Annotated in this window: 1 pseudogene; it reads left to right on the top strand. The window is 59.8% G+C overall.

The annotated features are described in order from the left end of the window. Nucleotides 1–398 (top strand): annotated as a pseudogene (locus A6X21_RS16560) (hypothetical protein); the annotation flags it as partial.

Here is a 398-nt window from a genome sequence, read left to right as displayed (position 1 = left end):
GTTGCCCCGCCCGAACACCTCCAGTCGATTGCCCCCGAGCTTTATGAGCGGGAATGCGCTCGGGTCTCGGCCCGGTTTGAGGAAGCGATCCAATTGGCAGAGACAGCCTTTCTGGATGAATTCAATAGTCTGGTGTCGCATCTCTGCGAACGGATCTCTGGCAGTGGGGATCAAGCCCCCAAAGTGTTCCGGGATTCGGCGGTTTCCCGGCTGCATGAGTTCTTCCAGCGGTTCAAAGAACTGCAGATTGGTTCTCACGACCAGCTCGAAACGCTTGTCGAGCAGGCGCAAGGACTGCTGAAAGGGGTGTCGCCCCAGGCGCTGCGGGATCAGCCCAGCCTGCGGCAACAGCTCTCCCGGCAGATGGGAGCGGTTCAGTCGCAGCTCGATCAACTCCT

The sequence above is a fragment of the Planctopirus hydrillae genome (genome assembly GCF_001707835.1).
Taxonomy (GTDB): Bacteria; Planctomycetota; Planctomycetia; order Planctomycetales; family Planctomycetaceae; genus Planctopirus; species Planctopirus hydrillae.
The sequence above is the reverse complement of the archived record's forward strand: the minus strand, read 5'-3'. Positions and strand labels throughout refer to the sequence as shown.